Annotated in this window: 11 protein-coding genes; 6 read left to right on the top strand and 5 right to left on the bottom strand. The window is 68.2% G+C overall.

The features are described from left to right. Positions 1-23 precede the first annotated feature (23 nt). The 4 genes from TVNIR_RS04085 to TVNIR_RS04100 are packed head-to-tail and all read left to right on the top strand — an operon-like array spanning position 24 to position 4,467. A complete protein-coding gene (locus TVNIR_RS04085; protein ID WP_015257710.1) occupies positions 24-638 on the top strand; it encodes a YfgM family protein in 615 nt (204 codons plus the stop codon). Between the two features lie 15 nt (positions 639-653). Next, a complete protein-coding gene (gene bamB, locus TVNIR_RS04090; RefSeq protein ID WP_015257711.1) occupies positions 654-1,826 on the top strand; it encodes an outer membrane protein assembly factor BamB in 1,173 nt (390 codons plus the stop codon). Positions 1,827-1,875: 49 nt separating this feature from the next. Next, on the top strand, positions 1,876-3,297 hold the full coding sequence (gene der, locus TVNIR_RS04095) for a ribosome biogenesis GTPase Der (protein ID WP_043740150.1): 1,422 nt from the start codon (positions 1,876-1,878) through the stop codon (positions 3,295-3,297). 9 nt (positions 3,298-3,306) lie between these two features. After that, positions 3,307-4,467 carry an aminotransferase class I/II-fold pyridoxal phosphate-dependent enzyme gene (locus tag TVNIR_RS04100; RefSeq protein ID WP_015257713.1) on the top strand — a complete coding sequence of 387 codons (1,161 nt, stop codon included), beginning with the start codon at positions 3,307-3,309 and terminating at the stop codon, positions 4,465-4,467. A gap of 41 nt (positions 4,468-4,508) precedes the next feature. Here the strand turns inward: TVNIR_RS04100 and TVNIR_RS04105 are convergent, their stop codons facing one another. The 5 genes from TVNIR_RS04105 to hisI all read right to left on the bottom strand — a co-directional run bounded on the left by TVNIR_RS04105 (position 4,509) and on the right by hisI (position 10,131). After that, positions 4,509-6,323 (bottom strand): AMP-dependent synthetase/ligase, encoded by a 1,815-nt coding sequence (locus tag TVNIR_RS04105; protein ID WP_043739270.1) that lies wholly within the window; start codon positions 6,321-6,323, stop codon positions 4,509-4,511. A gap of 99 nt (positions 6,324-6,422) precedes the next feature. Further along, positions 6,423-7,568 carry a nickel/cobalt transporter gene (locus tag TVNIR_RS18730; protein ID WP_015257715.1) on the bottom strand — a complete coding sequence of 382 codons (1,146 nt, stop codon included), beginning with the start codon at positions 7,566-7,568 and terminating at the stop codon, positions 6,423-6,425. 27 nt (positions 7,569-7,595) lie between these two features. Next, the gene (locus tag TVNIR_RS04115) at positions 7,596-8,258 is read right to left on the bottom strand and encodes a DUF1007 family protein (protein WP_015257716.1); all 663 of its coding nucleotides are present in this window, start codon (positions 8,256-8,258) and stop codon (positions 7,596-7,598) included. Next, a complete protein-coding gene (gene cysS, locus TVNIR_RS04120) occupies positions 8,255-9,664 on the bottom strand; it encodes a cysteine--tRNA ligase (RefSeq protein ID WP_015257717.1) in 1,410 nt (469 codons plus the stop codon). The genes TVNIR_RS04115 and cysS overlap by 4 nt, the downstream gene beginning before the upstream one ends. Then, positions 9,661-10,131: a phosphoribosyl-AMP cyclohydrolase gene (hisI, locus tag TVNIR_RS04125; RefSeq protein ID WP_015257718.1), complete on the bottom strand. Its 471-nt coding sequence runs from the start codon at positions 10,129-10,131 to the stop codon at positions 9,661-9,663. Before hisI ends, cysS begins: the two co-directional genes overlap by 4 nt. 218 nt (positions 10,132-10,349) lie before the next feature. Here hisI and TVNIR_RS04130 point away from each other — a divergent pair, with 218 nt between their 5' ends. Beyond that, positions 10,350-13,649: a bifunctional diguanylate cyclase/phosphodiesterase gene (locus TVNIR_RS04130; protein ID WP_237251738.1), complete on the top strand. Its 3,300-nt coding sequence runs from the start codon at positions 10,350-10,352 to the stop codon at positions 13,647-13,649. Between the two features lie 53 nt (positions 13,650-13,702). Next, entirely contained in the window at positions 13,703-14,719 is a 1,017-nt protein-coding gene (locus TVNIR_RS04135) for a M14 family metallopeptidase (protein ID WP_015257720.1), read from the top strand. Positions 14,720-14,744: the final 25 nt, after the last annotated feature.

Raw genomic sequence — 14,744 nt, forward strand, 5'->3', positions numbered from 1 at the left:
AATCACTCCGGAGGAAACAGACGATGAGTTACCTCACCGACGAGGAAAAAGCGGAGGCCATCAAGAAATGGTGGTCGGACAACGGTGCGGCCGTGATCGGCGGGCTGGTGCTCGGCATCGCCGGACTGTTCGGGTGGAACTGGTGGACCGACCGTCAGGCCTCCAAGGCCGAGGTTGCTTCGGAGATCTACATGGCGGTGCTGTCGCATGTCAATGCCGGCCAGCATGCGCAGGCTTCCGCCCTGGCCACGGAACTGGTGGAGAAGGGGCGCCGTACCCCGTATGCCGCGATGGGGTGGTCGCTGATCGCCGATCTGGCGGTACGGCAGGAGGATGACCAGCGCGCGATCCATGCCCTGGAACAGGCACGGGAGGCCGCCCGCGACAAGGGCTACCGGCAGGTGGTCACTCTGCGCCTGGTCCGGCACCTGGTGGTTGGGGAACGGTTCGATGAGGCCGAGGCGCTGCTGGGCGAGATCCGTGACGAGCCGTTCGCCGGTCTGCGGGCCGAACTCCACGGTGACGTTGCCCGGGCCCGCGGGCAAACCGAGCGTGCGCGGGAGTTCTACGAAGAGGCCCTCGCGGCAGGGCACAATACCGAATATCTCCGCCTGAAGCTCGATGAACTGTCCGCATAAGGGGAACCCGACGCCATGATCTCCGTTGCGCTGCGTCTTTCGCTGGCGGCCGTGCTGGTCCTGTCTCTGGCGGCCTGTGGTCTGTGGTCCAGGGATACGACCGAACCGCCCGCTCCGCTACCGGAGTTCGCGGCGCTGGGTAACCCGGTAACACTATGGTCGCGCTCGATCGGAGGCAGTGGTGACCGCTACCTTTGGCAGGTGCAGCCGGGCGTGACCGACCGTCTGGTGGTGGCCGCCGATGCCAGGGGGCGTGTGACCGCGCTGGACCGTGATTCGGGCAGCCCGCGCTGGGAGACGCGGCTGCGCGATGTGCGCATCTCGTCCGGGGTCGGTGTCGGCGGCGGCGTCGCCGTCGTCGGCACGCTGGACGGCGAGGCGATCGCGCTGAACCTCGACAATGGCGATGAGATCTGGCGTGCCGAACTCTCGAGCGAGGTGCTCGGGATCTCGGAGGTGGCCGGCGGATTGGTGGTCGCGCGTACCAACGATGGACGTCTGCATGCGCTGGATGCGGCCTCGGGTTCCGCCCAGTGGACCGTGCTGCGGACGACGCCCGCACTGAGCCTGCGTGGTGCCCAGGTGCCGCTGATGTTGCCCGGGCGGGTGCTCGCGAGTTTCGACAACGGGCGCATGATGATGCTCGGGGCCGGGCGCGGGAACGCGCTGTGGGAGGCGACGCTGGCGGTACCGTCGGGGCGTTCGGATTTGGAACGCCTGATCGATGCCGACGGCCACATCCCGCTGTACCGGGGCGTGGCCTTCGCTGCCACCTACCAGGGCCGGCTGGCCGCAGTGGCGCTGGACAGCGGTGACCTGATCTGGGCCCGGGAGTTCTCGTCCTATCAGGGTGGTGATATCGATCCCGAACTCGAGACCCTGGTGATGACGGCGAGCGACAGTCACGTCTGGGGCCTAGATCCGCGCAACGGCGGCGATCTCTGGCAGCAGCGGGATCTGCGTCTGCGCGGCCTGACCGCGCCGGTGGTGGTCGGAGACCAAGCCGTGGTGGGCGACTACCAGGGTTATCTGCACTGGCTCAGCGTCCGCGACGGCGGCATCGTGGCACGCACCCGTCCAGGTTCGGGGGCGATCGTGAGCCGGCCGGTGCTGCGTGACGGCGTGCTGTACGTGCTGGCCGCCAATGGCCAACTCAGTGCGGTCCGTGCGCGCGTCGGCGATGACTGAGATCGCTTCCGGTGCCGGGCTGTCCGACCCGGCGCTCCGGACCCTTGCGATGATACCGGTGATCGCCCTGGTTGGGCGACCCAATGTAGGCAAGTCCACGCTGTTCAACCAGCTGACCCGTTCCCGGGACGCGTTGGTCGCGGATCTCCCGGGCCTGACGCGTGATCGGCAGTACGGGATCGGCCGCGTCGGCGGCTTCCCGTACATGGTCGTCGATACCGGCGGACTCTCGGGCGACGACGACGCGATGGACGCGGCGATGGCCCAGCAGACGCGGCAGGCGGTCGGCGAGGCCGACCTGGTGCTGCTGTTGGTCGACGCGCGCGCGGGCCTGACCGCACAGGATGAGGCGATCGCCCGCGATCTCCGCGCTCAGGGCGCACGCGCCCTCCTGGTCGCGAACAAGACCGACGGACTCGACATCGACTCGGCGACCGCGGAGTTCCATGCTCTGGGTCTGGGTGCCATCGTACCGATTGCGGCCGCGCACGGGCGTGGTGTCGCTGGGCTGATGCAGCGCGTGCGCGACACGCTGGTTGCGGACGCTGGAGAAGTGGCCGGGGCCGCCGTTCCCGGTTCCGACGAGGCGCTGGACCGCTGGCCCGGGATCCGCGTCGCGCTGGTGGGCCGCCCGAACGTCGGCAAGTCCACGCTGATCAACCGGCTGCTGGGCGAGGTACGGGTTGTCGCGACGCCGATCGCGGGAACCACGCGTGACAGCATCTTCATTCCGTTCGAGCGCGACGGCCAGGACTACACGCTGATCGACACCGCCGGTGTGCGGCGCCGGGCCCGCGTGCAGGACACGGTCGAGAAGTTCAGTGTCGTCAAGACGCTGCAGGCGATCGAGGCGGCGCACGTGGTGATCATGGTGCTCGACGCGCAGGCGGGGATCGCGGATCAGGATGCGCACCTGCTGGGCATGGTGCTGGATGCGGGCCGGGCGCTGGTGCTGGCGGTGAACAAGTGGGATGGGCTGGAACCGGATCTGCGCGAACGCGTGCGCGTCGACCTCGAGCGCAAGCTGGGCTTTCTGCGCTTCGCGCGCATGCGGCTGGTCTCGGCGCTGCACGGCACCAATGTCGGCCACCTGCTCGAAGACGTGCGCGAGGCCTACGCCAGCGCGTTCGCCGAGCTGTCCACGCCGCGGCTTTCGCGTCTGCTCGAGTCGGCGGTGGCCGAGCATGCACCGCCGCTGGTGGGGCACCACCGCATCAAGCTGCGATACGCGCACCAGGGCGGCCAGAATCCGCCGGTGATCGTGATCCACGGCAACCAGACCGAGTCGCTTCCGGGTAGCTACAGGCGTTTCCTCGAAAATTTCTTCCGCACGCACCTGGGGCTGGTCGGCACGCCGCTGCGCCTCGAGTTCCGCAGCGGCAAGAACCCGTTTGCCGGGCGCAGGAACGTGCTGACCGAACGCCAGCAGCGCAAGCGCAAGCGGCTGCTTCGGCACGTGAAGCGGCGCTGAGGGCGACCGATGACGACGTTGTCCGCGCGAGCACAGGCGCTGGAACCGTTCCGGGTGATGCAGATTCTGTCGCAGGCGCAGGAGCGCGAGGCGGCGGGCGCCGACGTGATCCACTTGGAGGTGGGCGAACCCGATTTCCCGACGCCCGGACCGATCGTGGCCGCCGCGCAGCGGGCGCTCGCCGCCGGCCGCACGAGGTACACCGCTGCGCACGGCACTACGGCGCTGCGCAGGGCGATCGCGGACGACTACTGGCGCCGGTTCGGGCTGGACCTGGATCCCGAGCGGGTGGTAGTGACCGCGGGTGCGTCGGCGGCGATCTTGCTGGCGCTCGCGGCCGGAACCGACCCGGGTGACGGCGTGCTGCTGCCTGACCCGGGCTATGCCTGCAACCGCCAGTTCGTGCATGCGCTGGGTGCGCGCGCGGAGCTGCTCCCGGTCACTGCGGAACAGGACTTTCAGCCGACCGCGGGACATATCGCCGCGGCCTGGAGCGCGGAGACCCGGGCGGTGATGCTCGCATCACCGTCGAACCCGACCGGCACCCTGCTGCCCGCTGCCGAGATCGCCGCGATCTCGGAAACGGTGTGCGCCCGCGACGGGGTGCTGATCGTCGACGAAATCTACAGCCGGCTGGTATTCGACGGTCCGCCGCAGACCGCGCTCGCAGTTGCGCCGAACGCGCTGATCCTGAACAGCTTTTCCAAGTACTACGCGATGACCGGCTGGCGGCTGGGCTGGATGATCGTTCCCGAGACCTGGACCGAGCCGGTACGCAGGCTGGCGCAGAACCTGTTCGTGGCCCCGTCGACGCTCGCCCAGGAGGCGGCGCTCGCGGCCTTCGATCCCGAGACCGAGGCGTTGCTGCAGGCCCAGGTGCGGGAACTCGGTGATCGCCGCGACTTCCTGCTGTCGACCCTTCCGTCGCTGGGGCTGCCGGTGCGCGCGCGGCCCGGGGGCGCGTTCTACATCTACGCCGACAGCACCGGCCATGGCCTCGACTCCGATGCACTCTGCGCCCGGCTGCTGCAGGAGGCCGCGGTCGCGCTCACGCCCGGAACCGACTTCAGTCCAAGCAGCGGCGCCGACCATCTCCGGGTCGCGTACACGCAGCCTCGGGAGCGCCTCGCCGAGGCCGTGGCGCGCATCGACCGGGTACTCGCACGCTGAATCGCTGGACCACCCGTTCGGTTCTGGCGCGCTTCAGAAGATCAGCTTTCCGCGTAGTCCGCGTACATCCGCTCCACGTCGTCCCGGTGGCGGGCCAGAATGCGTTCGCGCTTCATCTTCAGCGTGGGGGTCAGCAGGCCATCGTCGATCGTCCAGGGCTCGCGCAATGCCGTCAGCCGCCGGATCCGCGCATAGCCGGGAAAGTCCTTGAGCTGTGCCTGCACGCGTGCCAGCAGACTGCGTTCGACGAAACGGCTGCGAAGGTCGTCGTCACCGTCCGGGTTCACGTCGAGCTCGCGTGCGTACTCGCGCCAGGCGGCGGCATCGAGCACCACCAGCGCGGACAGGAACGCACGCCCCTCGCCGATCACCAGTACCTGGTCGAACAGCGGGTCGAGCTGGATGGACATTTCCATGTCGGCGGGCGGCACCTTTTCGCCGTTGCCGAGCACGATGATGTCCTTGATGCGCCCGGTAATGAACACGAAGCCCTGTGCGTCGATCCGCGCCTTGTCGCCGGTATGCAGCCAGCCGTCGGGGTCGATCGTGGCTGCGGTGGCCTCGTCGTCCCGCCAGTAGCCGAGCATCACGCTGGGACTGCGGGTGAGCAGTTCGTCCTGCTCGCCGATCCGGATCTCGACGCCCGGCAGCGGCTTGCCGATCGACGCGGGCAGGTTTTCATCGGGACGGTTCACCGTGACCACCGGGCTGGCCTCGGTGAGTCCGTAGCCGTGGTACACCGGCAGCCCCAGTCCGATGAAGAAGCGAGCGATGGACGGGGGCAGCGGCGCACCGCCGCAGACGGCGTACTCCAGGCGCCCGCCCAGGCGTTCCAGTACCTTGTGCGCGACCAGGCGCCCGAGCAACGGCCAAAGCAGCAGGCGGGGCGACCAGCCGGCACGTTGCTGGATGTGTTCGAATCGCGCCCATCCGGCATCGACCGTGGTTCGGAACAGGAGCCGGGCCAGAGCCGATTTCTGCTTCAGGCCGGCCTGGATCTTCGCGTAGACGCTCTCGTAGATGCGCGGCACGGACACCAGCACCGTCGGCTGCACGACCCGCAGGTCTTCGGCGAGCTGCGGGATCGAGCGCGCAAACACCACCTCCGCGCCGACGACCATGGGCAGGAAACACCCCGCGGTGCGTTCCAACGTATGTGACAGCGGCAGGAACGAGAGGAAGACGTCTTCGCCCCCCAGGGGCGCGCACCGGGAAGCCGCGTGCGCATTGAACAGCAGCGCGCGGTGGGACAGCATCACGCCCTTCGGGCGCCCGGTGGTTCCCGAGGTATAGACGATCGTGGCGAGGCTGTCCGGTTCCTCCAGCCGCGTGACGAGGTCACCTTCGAGTCCGAACAGCCAGTCGGCAGCGGCTGTCAGGCGGGGGTCCCCGGGGACGCTGTCGTCATCGAAACCGCGCAGCGAGACGATTGTGGTGACCGTCTGTAGCCGGTCCCGCACCGGCAGCAGCCGTTGCCATTGCGTCCTGTCCTCCAGCAGCAGGAGCTTCACCCCGGCCTGCTCGACGATATAGGCGACATTGTCCGGACGATCGTCGGTGTACAGCGGAACCGTGACCAGGCCCAGCCCCAGCGCTGCCTGGTCGAACGTGATCCATTCGCGACAGTTGCGCAGCATCATCGCCACCCGGTCGCCGGGTTCCAGTCCCTCGCGTTTCAGGGCCATCTGCCAGCGCCCGACTTCGCACGCCATTTCGGCCCAGGTGCTTCGCGTCCAGGAGCCCCGGGCTGCGTCGAACTGCCGGTAGGCCACCTTGTGCGGGCTGGCCTCGACGCGTTCCCGGAACAGCCCCGCCAGGCTGCCCGCGCGCTCCGGCGTGATCACGGTCGTGGTCATGGTGCTCCTGTGGTCGCTGTCGGGTGCCGGGTGTCTCCGCCGTTCGCGGCTGGAGGCGCCCATAGTGCTACAGGAACGCCACTGCTGCCAGCCGACGGGTCAGAGTCCCAGCGGATGGCGCACGGGTTCGATCGCGAGCGTGCCCTGGAACAATGTCCAGCCGACGAAGAAGATCACCGCGCCGCCGGCGAGGCCGACCGCGGGTCCAGCGTAGCGCAGTCCGGAGAGGGGGGTGGGGCGCAGCAGGCGCCGGGTCCAGTCCCGGGCCTGGACCGCAAGGAATGCGAGGACCGATACCGTGATCGCGGTGCCCAGCGACATGGCCAGCACCGCCGCGATCCCCGCGGCCCAGATGCCGAGCAGATACGACACGGCCATTACCAGCACCGCTCCCGAGCACGGGCGAATCCCGACCGCGAACACCGTCGCGTACCAGGGGCCGCGCTGGGTCGGGTCGACGTGGTGCGGTGTGCCGCAGCCGCAACCCGGGTGATGGACATGGCCCGGGCCGCCCGGGGCCGGAGCCAGCCGGGGTGCTGAGGAAGGACCGGTCTCGTCCGGGGCGATGCGCGCGAACCGTGGAGCGGAAGGGTCGTCCTTGTCGGGAGTCGCCCGTGGAGCCCCGACCGGCAGGCCGACACCAGCGGACCGCGCCTCCCGCCGCAAGCGCCAGATCGCGCGCAGCGCGCGGGCGATCAGCCAAAGGCCGAGCAGTGCCACGAGCAGGAAACTCGCGAGCTCCAGGCTGCGCACCTGGCCCATCGCGTCGCGTGCGAGCCAGCCGAGCACACCGATCAGCATCAGCACCACGACGATCGCTGTGACGCCCTGCATCAGTGCGGCTGCGGTCGACAGCCCGATGCCCCGCATCAGCGTGTGCGGGTGCGTCAGCAGGTAGGTGCTGATCACGGCCTTGCCATGTCCGGGGCCGGCGGCATGGAAGATGCCGTAGAGGAAACTTGCCAGGATCAGCGCCCCGGCGGTGCGCGCGGTGGGCGCCTCGTCCAGCTGGTGCAGCACCCCGGTGAGCTGCCGGTGCAGGTTCCGCTGCGTCTGGATGATCCAGCCGGATACGCGTTCCATGACCCCGGCCTGCTGCTCGGTCGCTTCCGGGGCAGCGGATGCGAACGGGCTGGACACGGCCGGCATGGGTGCAAGCAGCGCAAACAGCAGCAGCCATGCTGCCCCGATCAACGCGGGCAGTGGATGGCCGGAGAAAAGTGGTGAGCGTTTGCAGCGTCGCATCGGGCTACCGTGGATCGGATCGTGTGGTCAGGAGTCGCAGAGGATCAGCACGCGTTCGGCGAATGCCCGGCCGAGATCCTCGACCGGGGTGCGCTGCTTGCGGTCCAGCGTCGCGGCATAGCCGACCAGCCAGGGCTCGGGGCGCGGCGGATCCATCCGCGTGGTGCATCCCTGCCCGCCGTCTAGATGGATCACATCATCCGGGTCGTGCAGCACTTCGATCCAGTAACCGGGATCGTAGACCCGGTATTCGAGCGGCGTCTCCGCATCCGGGCGCCGCTGTTGCAGCGGCAGCTCGAAGGAAAGATGCAGGCGCCGCTGACGCCACTCCAGGCGCCCTTCGCGGGCATCGGGGATGGCCAGCCGATCACCGGCGCGGCGCATCTCGGTGAAGTAGTCGTAGTCGCGCAGATCCGCGAGCATGCGGGTGCCGATCTCGTCCAGTGCGGTGTCCAGATCCAGTCCTGGATGGGAGGCTTCCATGTCCTGCAGCAGCAGGTGGCTGTAGGTGGGGTCCAGGATCCATTCCTGCCGCATCGCCCGCAGGTCACCCCGGGGTTCGAAGTGCAGGCTGACCCGCAGGTCGATCCAGGCATGCGGATGCGTTTGCACCGGGCCCGCCGCGAGCAGCAGCGCCGCCAACGTCAGCCAGCGGCCGGGGCTTGGGGGGCGCAGCCCGCGCCGGCTCATGATTCTTCGGCTGATACCGCCTCCGTGCGCTGCCAGCGCGTGCCCTCCGCCGTGTCTTCCAGCTGGACCCCGGCGGCTGCGAGCTCGTCGCGGATCGCATCCGAGCGTGCGAAATCGCGTGCCTTGCGCGCGGCCTGCCGCTCAGCGATGCGCTGCTCGATCCACTCGGCATCCGGACCCGTGTCGGCTCCCGCGTGAAACCAGGCGCCGGGATCCTGTTGCAGCAGTCCCAGCGTCTCACCGGCAGCGACGAGTTCCCCCTTGCGCCGGGCGGCCTCGTCCGGCGACGTCGCGCTGGCCAGTGCGTCGGCCATGCGGTGCAGTTCGGCGATGGCCTCAGGGGTGTTCAGGTCGTCGAGCAAGGCCTCGAAGACCGGTGACTCGCGTCCGTCCGCCTCGGCGGCGGGGGTGCCGGCATGGTCGCGCAGCACCCGGTACATGCTGTTCAACGCGTTGCGCGCCTGGGTCAGGCCGCGCTCGGAGAAGTTCAGCGGTGCCCGGTAGTGTCGGGCGAGCAGTGCCAGCCGCAGCACTTCACCGGGGTAGGCCGCCAGCAGTTCGCGCAGCAGACGGAAGTTGCCGAGCGACTTGGACATTTTCTCGCCGTCGACGGTCACGTGCCCGTTGTGGACCCAGAAACGCGCGTATTCGACGCCATGGGCGCCGCAACCCTGCGCGATCTCGTTTTCGTGGTGAGGGAACACCAGGTCATGCCCGCCGCCGTGGATGTCGATTGTGTCGCCCAAGTGCGTCTCGATCATCGCCGAGCACTCCAGGTGCCAGCCCGGCCGGCCTGGGCCCCAGGGGCTCTCCCACGCGGGCTCGCCGGGCTTCGACGGTTTCCAGAGCACGAAGTCCGCGGGATCCTTCTTGTATTCCGCCACCTCGACGCGGGCACCGGCGCGCATGTCGTCGAGGCTGCGGCCGGACAGGCGCCCGTACCCGGGGTATGAATGCACCGCGTACAGGGCATGGTGGTCCGCCAGGTAGGCGTGCCCGCGCGCGATCAGGCGCTCGATCAGTGAGATCATCTGCGGGATATGCTTGGTGGCGCGCGGCTCCAGCGTCGGTGGCAAGGCGCCCAGCCCGGCCACGTCCTCGTGAAATGCGTGCGCGTAGCGCGCGGTGAGCACGCCGATGTCCTCGTGGTTTTCGGCCGCGGCCTGGTTGATCTTGTCGTCGACATCGGTGATGTTGCGCGCGTAGAGCACGTGATCCGCCCCGTACAGCGCCCGCAGCACGCGGAACAACACGTCGAACACCACGATCGGGCGGCCGTTGCCGATGTGTACGAAGTTGTATACGGTCGGCCCGCAGACATACATCGTGACCCGTTCCGGGTCGCCGGGAACGAAGGGCTCGAGCGCTCCGCCCAGGGTGTTGTGCAGGAACAGGGTCTTCGTCATTTCGACCCTCCGGACGTGGCCCCGGGCGGCGTTTTCCCGGTGCCGCCGTACAGGGTCTCCGGGTCGATCAGCGGGTTCGCGGTGATCACGACCTCGTCGCCGTCCACTCGCAGGAAGAAGCAGCTGGAACGCCCGGTATGACAGGCGGGCCCGGTCTGGTCCACCCGCAGCAGCAGTGTGTCGCCGTCGCAGTCGATGTGCAGGGCTTTCAGGTGCTGCACTTGACCCGAGCTCTCGCCTTTGCGCCAGAGGCGCCCGCGGGAGCGCGAGAAATAGCACACACGCCCGGTCGCAAGGGTTTCCTCGAGGGCCTCGTCGTTCATCCAGGCCATCATCAGCACTTCGCCGGTGTCGTGCTGCTGTGCGATGGCGGGGATCAGGCCATCGGCATTCCGCTTGAGCCCGGCCAGCAATTCGGCACGGGGGAAACGGGTGCCTCGGGGCTGTTTTCCGATATTCTTGAACATGTCAGGGGTCTGGCTCCGCCTGGGAGGAATCGCCCGGAGCGGACCAACAGGGTAACACTCCGTGGTCGTGTCTCCGGGGTCGATGTGGGAGTGTACTTGCTCGGCGGGTGCCGCGCATGCGGTTGCCCGGCGGGGTAGTCCGCGGAGGGAAAGGGGCAGCATGGACCGAAGGGATGGCGGGCAGAATGAAGCGCGGTGATGAACGGCGAGCACTACGGATGGCCCTTCTGGTCGCAGGGATATACGGGCTGGTGTCGCTGCTCTGGATCCTGTTTTCCGACCACCTGCTGCTGTTGCTGGCCAACGGTGATGCCGTGCGTCTCGGCCGCCTGCAGAGTCTGAAGGGCGGGTTCTTCGTTGCGGTGACCGCGTTGCTGCTGTTCGTGCTGGTGCGGCAGGTTCTGGTCCGTCAGGCCGAGGTCACCCGTGACGCCCGACGGCTGGCCCAGCTCATTGATCGTTCTCCGGTGGTCGGTATGGAATGGCAGGCGTCCGATGGCTGGCCGGTGACCTTCGTCAGCGACAACATCCGGGCATGGGGCCACGACCCGTTGCATCTGGCCACGGGTCGGTTGAACCATGTCGACCTGATCCATCCCGAGGATCGTGCGCGGGTCTCGGCGGCCGTGTCCCGGCATCTGGCGCAGGGTCCGGACCGCTGGCGACAGGAATACCGGCTGCAGCACGGCGACGGACACTGGCTCTGGATCGACGACCAGACCTCGCTCATCCGGGATGCCGAAGGCGGAGCGATGCTGCTGCAGGGAGTGCTGGTGGACGTTACCGCGCAAGTCGCCGACCGTCTGCTGGAACAGGCTCGGGTGCAGGTCTTCAGCGACTTGGTGTCGGGTGGTGCCCTCGAGGATCTGCTGGTCTCGATCTGCACGCGGCTGGAGGCCGTATATCCGGGGCTGCGGGCCGCGATCCTGCTGGGGGACGCGGACGATGAAGATACACTTCGTTTCGGTGCAGCCCCGAGCCTGCCCGAAGGGCTGGTCGTGCACATGGCGGAAAGCACGCCAGGGCCCTGCGCGCTGGCGGTCGCCAGCGGCGAGCCGGTCTACTTCGATGACCTGGACGACGCGTCGATCGATCAGGCGATCGTCTCGGCGGCGCTGGCAGCGGGTTGCCGGACCTGCTGGGCGATACCGTTCCAGGATGGCAACGGGCAGGTCATCGGTGCGCTGGCCGCATTCGGCAGCGAACGCCGCGGGCCGACCGACCGCGAGGAACAGGTGCTGGGCCAGTTTGCCGGCATCGCCGGGTTGGCGGTGGACAAGAGCCGTTCCGCCCAGGCGCTGCGCGAACGTGAGCATGCGCTCCAGATCGTCGCGGCGATGACGCTGAACCTGCTGCGCGAGGAGGATGTCGCGGCGGTCATCGAGGAGGCACTGGCCGCGCTGGGATCGATTGCAGGAGCCGATCGGGTGTATGTGTTCGAATCGCACGACGCCTGCAGCCCGGAACGTCCAATCTGCAGTCAGCGGCACGAATGGGTGCGCGAGGGCGTGACGCCCCAGCTGCAGAACCCCGAGTTGCAGAACGTCGATCTGGTCAAGACGTTGCCGCGCTGGTACGAGCATCTGCGCAAGGGCGAGTTGATCAAGGGCTACGTCCGCGATTTTCCCGCAAACGAGCGTCAGTGGCTCGAGCCCCAGGAGATCTCGAGCATGCTGGTCGTTCCGATCCTGGTCGAGGGGCGTTTCTGGGGGTTCCTGGGGTTCGACGCGGTGACCCGCAATCGGGCCTGGGGCCGTGTCGAGGAACACATTCTGCGGATCGTGGCGGCAAGCATCGGTGCCGCGATCGAACGCCGGCGGGCCGCCGAGGGGCAGCGTCGGGCCGCGGCCGTGATCCAGAGCACCCGGGACGGCGTGATGATCACCGATCTGTCGCCGCGAATCGTCTCGGTCAACCCCGCGTTCACGCAGATCACTGGGTATCCCGAGGCGGAAGTCGTCGGCCGGAATCCTCGTTTCCTGCAATCCGGGCGCCATGGCCCGGAGTTCTTCGCGGCCCTGTGGAAGTCCGTGCAGGCGGAGGGGCACTGGCGCGGCGAGATCTGGAATCGGCGGCGCGACGGCAAGGTCTATCCGCAGTGGCTGAGTATCAGCCGCGTCCTCGATGAGCACGGCCGGCCCATCCACTACACGGGCGTGTTTACCGACATCAGCGAGATCAAGCGGACCGAAGAACAACTGGAGCACCTGGCGCATCACGACCCGCTGACCGATCTCCCGAACCGCCTGATGGCCCAGATCCGCTTGGAGCAGGCGATTGCACGGGCGCGCCGCAACCGCGATCGGGTGGCGGTGCTGTTTCTGGATCTCGATCGCTTCAAGACCATCAACGACAGCTTGGGCCATCCGGTGGGGGATCGCCTGCTGGTCAAGGTCGCCCAGCGGCTTTCGGGGCGCCTGCGGGACCAGGACACGTTGGCGCGGCTGGGCGGCGACGAGTTCCTCCTGACCCTTGAGCAGCTGGGTGATCCCGATGCCGCGGGACAATTGGCCGATGTATTGCTGAAACTCCTGGAGGAGCCGTTCGCGATGGAGAACGACCGCGAACTGTTCGTCAGCGCCAGCATCGGCATCAGCCTGTTTCCGGACGATGGCGCCACGGTGACCGAACTGATCCAGCATGCCGATGCCGCGATGTACCAGGCGAAGTCGCAGGGCCGCAACACCTACCAGTTCTACACCGAGGCGCTGACCCGGTCGGCGAATCTGCGGCTCAGTATGGAGGCTCGGCTGCGCCGTGCGATCGAGCGCGACGAACTGCTGCTCCACTACCAGCCCCAGGTGGAACTCGCGACCGGTACCCCGGTGGGGGTCGAGGCGCTGGTGCGCTGGCGCAGCGCGGAAGGGCGGATCGTGCCACCGGGCGAGTTCATCCCGATCGCGGAGGACAGCGGTCTGATCATCCCGCTGGGCTACTGGGTGCTCCGTGAGGCCTGCAGCCAGGGGCGCAGCTGGCTGGATGCCGGCGGGGCCGCGATGCGGCTGGCAGTCAACCTGTCCGCGGTCCAATGGGGTCACAAGGGTCTGTTCGGCCGGATCCGGGAGATCCTGGACGAGACCCGGTTCCCGCCAGAGCAGCTGGAATTCGAGATCACCGAGACGACGTTGATGGAGGGCGGCGGGCCGGAAACCGGGGTGCTGGTCGCGCTCCGAGATCTCGGCGTTCGCGTCGCGATCGACGATTTCGGAACCGGCTACTCGTCGCTTGCGGCGCTGAAGCGGTTCCCGGTGGACGTGGTCAAGATCGACCGCGCGTTCGTGGACGGCCTGCCGGACGATCCGGACGATCAGGAGATCACCTCTGCGATCATCGCGATGGCCCGCAACCTGCACCTGGAGCTGGTGGCAGAAGGCGTCGAGACCCGGGCGCAGCGTGATTTCCTGCTGCAAAGGGGTTGCCGTACCGGCCAGGGATTCCTGTTCGCCCGCCCGTTGCCGGTCGCCGAGTGTATGCAGTGGCTTGCCCGGGCACTGCGGGGGAAGGAGCCGCTATCATGACGCCTGCAGGCGGGCCGGGTGCCCGCCGTCACGACTGCTGATGGAGTGTTCCGATGGTATCGAACCCCGCGACTTCCCCGCCGACCATGCTGCGAACGATGGCCTACGAGGGTCTGCACGAGGGGCCGCGTCTGATCGTGCTAGGAGCGGTGCACGGGAACGAAACCTGCGGTCCCCGTGCGATTCTGCGTCTGGCCGGTGAACTGGAACGTGTCGAACGGCAGCTGCTGCGCGGCACGCTGACTCTGGTCCCCGTTGCAAATCCGCTCGCGTACCAGCGCGGGGAACGCATGGGCGAGCGCAACCTGAACCGCAATTTCCGGGTGACCACAGACCCGCAAGACTTCGAAGATCGCGTTGCGAACCGGCTTGCGCCGCTGCTCGCCCGGCACGACGTGCTGCTGGATCTGCACTCGTTCCACACTCCGGGTGAACCCTTCGTGATGCTCGGTCCGCAGGACAACGCGTCCGGCCTCGAGCCGTTCCGCCAGGCCGCGGCAGAGGAGGCGCTGGTGCGGCGCCTGGGGCCGCGACGGGTCGTCGAGGGTTGGCTCGATACCTATGCGCGGGGTGTCGCGCGGCGGATGCGCAATCCGAATGCCAGCCTGCGCGCCCAAATGCTCAGCACCGATCCGAGTTACGGAATCGGGACCACCGAGTACATGCGCGGCCACGGGGGGTACGGGGTGACACTGGAATGTGGCCAGCATGACGATCCGGAGGCCCCGGAGGTGGGTTATCGCGCGATCCTGGCGGCGCTGGCGCACCTTGAGATGCTGGATCTGCCCCCGCCGCCGCCCCGTGCCGACCTCGAGATTCTGCGTCTGGTCGAGGTCATCGACCGGGACCATCCGGACGACCGATTCGCACGTCCCTGGCAGAGTTTCGACCGGGTCTGTGCGGGCGAGGCCATCGGCGTTCGCGCGGATGGCGAGGTGGTCCGCTCGCCGGCCGATGCTTTCATCGTGTTTCCGAACCCTAGAGCGCTTCCGGGCAACGAGTGGTTCTACCGCGCCGAGGTCAGCGACCGGCCGGTGGACGGAGTGAAGTCGCGGGATCTGCCGTCCTGAGCCCGCACCCGGTGCCGGTCCCGGA

The sequence above is a fragment of the Thioalkalivibrio nitratireducens DSM 14787 genome, assembly GCF_000321415.2.
Classification (GTDB): Bacteria; Pseudomonadota; Gammaproteobacteria; order Ectothiorhodospirales; family Ectothiorhodospiraceae; genus Thioalkalivibrio; species Thioalkalivibrio nitratireducens.

What these genes read in the sequence shown, in the direction of transcription:
- TVNIR_RS04105 (WP_043739270.1), bottom strand. Translation starts at nt 6,323, where the DNA reads ATGACCACGACCGTGATCACGCCGGAGCGCGCGGGCAGCCTGGCGGGG.
- hisI (WP_015257718.1), bottom strand. Translation starts at nt 10,131, where the DNA reads ATGTTCAAGAATATCGGAAAACAGCCCCGAGGCACCCGTTTCCCCCGT.
- TVNIR_RS04085 (WP_015257710.1), top strand. Translation starts at nt 24, where the DNA reads ATGAGTTACCTCACCGACGAGGAAAAAGCGGAGGCCATCAAGAAATGG.
- TVNIR_RS04130 (WP_237251738.1), top strand. Translation starts at nt 10,350, where the DNA reads ATGGCCCTTCTGGTCGCAGGGATATACGGGCTGGTGTCGCTGCTCTGG.
- TVNIR_RS04135 (WP_015257720.1), top strand. Translation starts at nt 13,703, where the DNA reads ATGGTATCGAACCCCGCGACTTCCCCGCCGACCATGCTGCGAACGATG.
- TVNIR_RS18730 (WP_015257715.1), bottom strand. Translation starts at nt 7,568, where the DNA reads ATGCGACGCTGCAAACGCTCACCACTTTTCTCCGGCCATCCACTGCCC.
- cysS (WP_015257717.1), bottom strand. Translation starts at nt 9,664, where the DNA reads ATGACGAAGACCCTGTTCCTGCACAACACCCTGGGCGGAGCGCTCGAG.
- TVNIR_RS04115 (WP_015257716.1), bottom strand. Translation starts at nt 8,258, where the DNA reads ATGAGCCGGCGCGGGCTGCGCCCCCCAAGCCCCGGCCGCTGGCTGACG.
- der (WP_043740150.1), top strand. Translation starts at nt 1,876, where the DNA reads ATGATACCGGTGATCGCCCTGGTTGGGCGACCCAATGTAGGCAAGTCC.
- bamB (WP_015257711.1), top strand. Translation starts at nt 654, where the DNA reads ATGATCTCCGTTGCGCTGCGTCTTTCGCTGGCGGCCGTGCTGGTCCTG.
- TVNIR_RS04100 (WP_015257713.1), top strand. Translation starts at nt 3,307, where the DNA reads ATGACGACGTTGTCCGCGCGAGCACAGGCGCTGGAACCGTTCCGGGTG.